The sequence below is a fragment of the Chamaesiphon sp. GL140_3_metabinner_50 genome, from assembly GCF_025361915.1.
GTDB lineage: Bacteria > Cyanobacteriota > Cyanobacteriia > Cyanobacteriales > Chamaesiphonaceae > Chamaesiphon.
Window position 1 is genome coordinate 1 of the sequence record NZ_JANYJC010000367.1, and the last position, 5,223, is coordinate 5,223.

Below are 5,223 nucleotides of genomic sequence, written 5' to 3' on the forward strand. Positions count from 1 at the left end.
CCCCAAGTCGTCGAGCCGAAATAAAATAACATTGCCGACCAAATATTGACCCCGATCGCCCCATACTGGAGATTAGCGATCGCCGTGTCGAATTCTGGGTGGTATTTTTGCTGAGTTTGAGGATCGATTAACACGGTACAAGAAAGCGTCCCCCAAATGCTGTCGTTGGCAAATTCTACTGCTTTAGCGAGAAAATCGGGTGCAGATTGGGACTCGATGGCGACTTCGGCTAAGATGCCGCAAAATGCCTCTTCAGTTAAGGCATATTCGCCTGCTACGGGCGGTACATTAGGAATTAGCGTCCAGGGGACGATTTCTGGGGTTTGCGCCCCTAGTGGCTCCGATTGGGGGTATCTGTCGAGGAACGATCGGTAGCGATCTTGGGCACCGGGATAGTAGGCTTGACGCGGGGGAATGGCGGCTAATTCTCGTCTGATGGCGGCTAAAAATTCGTCCCGTTGCGCCCAACCGGAGGCGGTGACGAGGACTTGTCCCGATGCACAGTTAAAGCTGGCATTATGGGCGATCGTACCAGCAACTTGACGCGCTTGGAAGGTAAGATCGGACTGCGACCATTTACCCGGTACGACGAGAATGGGCGTAACGCAGCCGAGTTCGGAAGTGATGGGTTTAGTGATGCGGGGGTTATTGGTTATTTTCCGATCCTGCTGTTCGATCGGATTTGTCCCCCAGACGATCGCATCATGAGTACGGTGCGATCCGGTAATATGGATTTCGTCAATTTGGGGATGTTGACACAAATATTCGCCAACTTCCACACCGCCATAAACGATAGATAGGAAACCCGCTGTTATTAATGGCTCGAAGGCTTGGGCGATATATTTACCCACATAAGCATTCACCGGATTCATCTTGACAATTACGACTCGATTCTCGCTAAATAATTTAGAAAGTGCGTCCATTGCGACAATTGCCGAAACATTCCCCGCACCTAAAATTAGCGCGACTTTAGCTGCTGTCGGTTCGCGATAAATTTGCCCTTGAGTAGGTAAAGTTCCGGGTTCTAACCACACTTCGCCCCGATAACCCCAATATAATAATCGCTCGATCGGATTTGCTGGCAATACTTGGGCGATAATTTGCCCATCCTCCCGCCGGGTAATTTTGGGCGGTTCGAGTTGCCCATCTGCTTGGAGCGTTATCATCAATAGGCGCAGATTTCGGACTGTTGCAACCGCTCCCGCCGTCAATTCTTCACCCGCCAACTGCGATTGAGGATCGATGCCTTTAGCCTCACAAGCCGCATTAGTCCAAGCTTCGGCAACTGAAAAGGTGCGATCGAGACAATCTTGCAGATATACTAACCGTTGGGGAATGAGCGTTTGCGCCCATTGCTCTCGATGGCTGCACAGGCTGGTAATAGCTCGATCGATCTCATCAAAATCGGTAGCTAATCCGATCGGTGGTGTGGAAATATTGCTAGCCATATGACAATAGTTGGTACAGTTGGGTAGATGCCGATCGCTAAATTCACATCTCGAAATTGATGGTAGGGGTAATTCCAGCAATTCTCATTTTAAAACTCTTACCCTATTTTATCGCTTCAATCTTGGCGATAAGTTTGACGACATCATGCGGATTGCAGCAGTTTTATTTTTAAAAACCAGCATCAGCAGATCTAATCTCAATTTTCATCATGAGCATTGCTGGATCTCTCATTTCTAATCTACGCTACGATCGGGATAGATCGTCATCGCCACTACATGATTCAACCATCTCCAACATCGATCGATTTAGATATTACCCCATTTGCCCTTCGACTGAAATCTCCCCTTACCAAACAGCCGATAACCATCCTCCAAGTAAATCTTGGTAAACGTTGCAATCTCGCTTGTACCCATTGCCACGTCGAGGCTAGTCCCCTGCGTACCGAAGAAATGTCCGATCGGATTGTCGATCGAGTCATTCAACTAATCCATACATTTCCCCAAATTCACACCGTCGATCTCACAGGCGGCGCACCAGAATTGCTCAATGGTTTCAAACCTATTTTAGCAGCCGCCGTCGCCACAGGCAAACAAGCGATCGTCCGTTCCAATCTCACGATCTATTTCGTCCCTGGCTACGCAGATATCCCCGCCTATTGCGCCCAAAATAAAGCGCGTATTGTCGCTTCATTACCCTGTTATTTAGCAGATAATGTCGATAAAATGCGCGGAAAAGGCACCTTTGATGCTTCGATTAAAGCACTGCAATGGCTGAATCGTCTGGGCTATGGTAGCGATCCAAATTTACAGATCGACTTAGTATATAATCCCCCCATTCCCACATCGACCGATTTTCGATTGACACCCGATCGCATCGCCCTAGAACGAGATTATAAAGCATTTCTCAAAGCAGATTTTGATATTTGTTTTAACCAACTGCTCCCGATTACCAACTTACCGATCGGCAGAACCAAATTTCAACTAGAACATCACCAACTTTACCAGCCTTATTTACAATTCTTAGAATCCCATCATAACCCCGAAACCGTCTCACATTTAATGTGTCGCAACCAGCTATCGATCGATTATCTGGGTAATATTTACGATTGTGATTTCAATCAAATGGCAAACTTACCATCGTTAACACCCACAGGCGAATTATTAACGATCGATCGACTTTTAGCCGCCGGAACTCTAGATGCGATCGGTAAAGTTCAAACGCAAGATTACTGCTATGGTTGCACTGCGGGGAGTGGTTCTAGTTGTGGGGGTGCTTTAGTATAATAATTAAGGAGTCTAAATTCCCATTCTAAAAAACTAATTAACAATTAATTTAAGGAACTAATTTGCTAGCGCGTGAAGTATCTTGCTGTAAAGCTTGGGAAAGCGACTCACTAACAGTAGCATCGACTAAATTAAGCCGCAGTGACGCAGGTTTGGAACGAAGAGCGGCTAAATTATTAGTCCCTCGATTGGCACTCTGAAAACTCGGCTGAGTTAAAAAGTTAGCATAACCAGCATTAAGGTAACTCTGAAATTGACTCAGGTTGGCTAAATGGGTTTGAAAAAATGCCGTGCTAAGTGCTTTAGTATAAATCTGTGCCTGTGCGGGATCGGCACCAATTAAACTCTCAGAAACTGGAAAAACACTATCGCTTTTAGAGATATCTTGAGTAGAAAAATGTGTCCCCTTATCTAAAATAGCCAGATATTTATTGGGTGTTTGCAACCAGGTAAATGGATAAATTTGCTCTGGTACCACAGGCGTGATAATATCCTCGCCACCGCCTAGCAAAAATACTGGTACGCGAATTTGACTCATCCCCTGCTTGCCAAACAGCGTGCTACCGAGGGGACTAATCGCGAACACCGCTTTAATGCGCGGATCTTGGAGGCGATATGGTTGGGGTGATAGCTCGTTGGCTCGGCATTGGAGCAACACCGAAAGATTTAACGAGCGATTGGGGGTGCAGCTTTGTTTGACACGCTCGAAATCGATTTGCGCGCCTGCTAAAGCTAATACCGTGTAGCCGCCGAGCGAATGTCCGACTAATCCCACCCGATCGACATCCACTTGTCTCAAGGTAGAATCGGTTTGTGCTTGACGTTGTAATTCATCTAGAAAAAAAGAGACATCGCGCGGACGTTCGAGTAATTCTGTCGCCTTTGGAGCGGGAGCCAAACCCGAAAAATACTGCCGAAACCGATTGGCATCACCACCAACATGTTCGATTGAGGTAACTGCAAACCCATAGGATGCGAGATGTTCGGCTAAATAGCCATAAGTGGTGCGATCTTCAGCAACACCGTGGGAAATTACAATAATTGGCATCGTCGCGGTTGAGCTGGTTTGCGGTAGATAAAGATCCCCCGGTACCATCCGTTGGCGCGATTTATCCAACCAGGCAAATTGTCGTTTTTGCCATCGAAATGACCCCCGACTGCGGAGATCGATGCGATTGGTATCGCTGTTGTTAGCAGTAACTTGAGTATTGGCAATGCGATCGAATGCGACAATCGTATTGTCTCGGCGTTTGAATAATTCGGTAAAATTATCGTAAATGGTGAATACTTCCGCCAGATCGAGATTAATTTGGCGACTGGGAAACTGCCTGATAAAATTAATCGGGGTTAAGCCTACTTTCCGATCTCTAGCCGCACTAATCAGTGCCGTTCGTAGCGATTTCATCCCATTTTGTCGCGAAGCTGGCTGAATAGATTCACCGACGCGATCTAATAACTTTTCGACTAACGGTGAATTGGTAAACTGCGCTACATAAGCCGGACTAACATCAAATCGCTGTGTTAATACCTGTCGCCACTGTTGCAGCCGCTCTGGTGGAACTTGTTTGGCTAATTCGGCATAAGTCGCAGGAATTTTACCCTCTTTAGCAAAGGTTTCAAGATCGCCAACCGAAATAGAGATATCTTTGAAAGGCGGGAACCGTCCGACAATGCGATCGGCAGCACGTCCCGGCATCGGAATCGCAATGGTGATAAAGGTAGCGATCGTTAAGGCTTTAAGCCAATGAAATCTAGCACGACTGAGCGACATAAATTTAGCTAAAGAACATCCATTATTCTTAATTTTAATTGATTTACTCGATCTATCGATATATCCTTTGGCTGATAACAGTTGCGTGTTAATTTAATATAATAATCATCTGAAGTTTAATGACAATTGAGGGGTTAAATTATGTGGCGGGATTTATCGACGGACCAACCCAGATATTACTGCTAGATGAGATCGATCGCCAGCCGTGGCTGACAGATCTCCAACGGCGCGTTCAGCACTATGGCTACAAATACGACTACAAAGCACGCAAAATCGACAAATCGATGTATTTGGGGTGTTTGCCAATTTGGGCGCAACCGCTGGCGGCTAGGCTGCGAGCGGACGAATATATGCAAGACATTCCCGACCAATTAATCATCAACGAATACGAACTAGGACAGGGCATTTCCGCTCATGTCGATTGTATTCCTTGCTTTGGGGCGATCGTCTGTTCGCTGACGCTCGGCTCTGGATGCATGATGAAATTTACAGAGGTAGCTGGATTGGGGAGTGAATCTTTATGGCTCGAATGCGGTAGTCTACTAGTACTCGCTGGTGCGGCGCGCTACCAATGGAAACATGGCATTCCCGCACGCAAAAGAGATCGAATCAATGGTGGCATTTTACGGCGAGAGCGGCGAGTATCGTTAACTTTTCGCACAGCAATTGTTTAGTAACGGCGCGAGTATTTTTTCCGTTTGCCTTAGCCTGTAACACTCA

Annotated in this window: 4 protein-coding genes; 2 read left to right on the top strand and 2 right to left on the bottom strand. The window is 46.5% G+C overall.

Annotated features, from left to right (window positions below; all coding sequences use genetic code 11):
• Positions 1–1,448, bottom strand: a 1,448-nt coding sequence (locus Q0R35_RS18005; RefSeq protein WP_295621708.1) for an aldehyde dehydrogenase family protein, incomplete at its 3' end; no start/stop codon positions are given.
• Between the two features lie 312 nt (positions 1,449–1,760).
• Between Q0R35_RS18005 and arsS the strand changes: the two genes are divergently transcribed.
• On the top strand, positions 1,761–2,732 hold the full coding sequence (gene arsS, locus Q0R35_RS18010; protein WP_366944940.1) for an arsenosugar biosynthesis radical SAM (seleno)protein ArsS: 972 nt from the start codon (positions 1,761–1,763) through the stop codon (positions 2,730–2,732).
• Positions 2,733–2,781: 49 nt separating this feature from the next.
• Here the strand turns inward: arsS and Q0R35_RS18015 are convergent, their stop codons facing one another.
• Positions 2,782–4,503: an alpha/beta hydrolase gene (locus Q0R35_RS18015; RefSeq protein WP_295621714.1), complete on the bottom strand. Its 1,722-nt coding sequence runs from the start codon at positions 4,501–4,503 to the stop codon at positions 2,782–2,784.
• A 119-nt stretch (positions 4,504–4,622) separates the two neighbouring features.
• Here Q0R35_RS18015 and Q0R35_RS18020 point away from each other — a divergent pair, with 119 nt between their 5' ends.
• Positions 4,623–5,177: an alpha-ketoglutarate-dependent dioxygenase AlkB gene (locus Q0R35_RS18020; RefSeq protein ID WP_295621717.1), complete on the top strand. Its 555-nt coding sequence runs from the start codon at positions 4,623–4,625 to the stop codon at positions 5,175–5,177.
• The last annotated feature ends 46 nt before the right edge of the window (positions 5,178–5,223 follow it).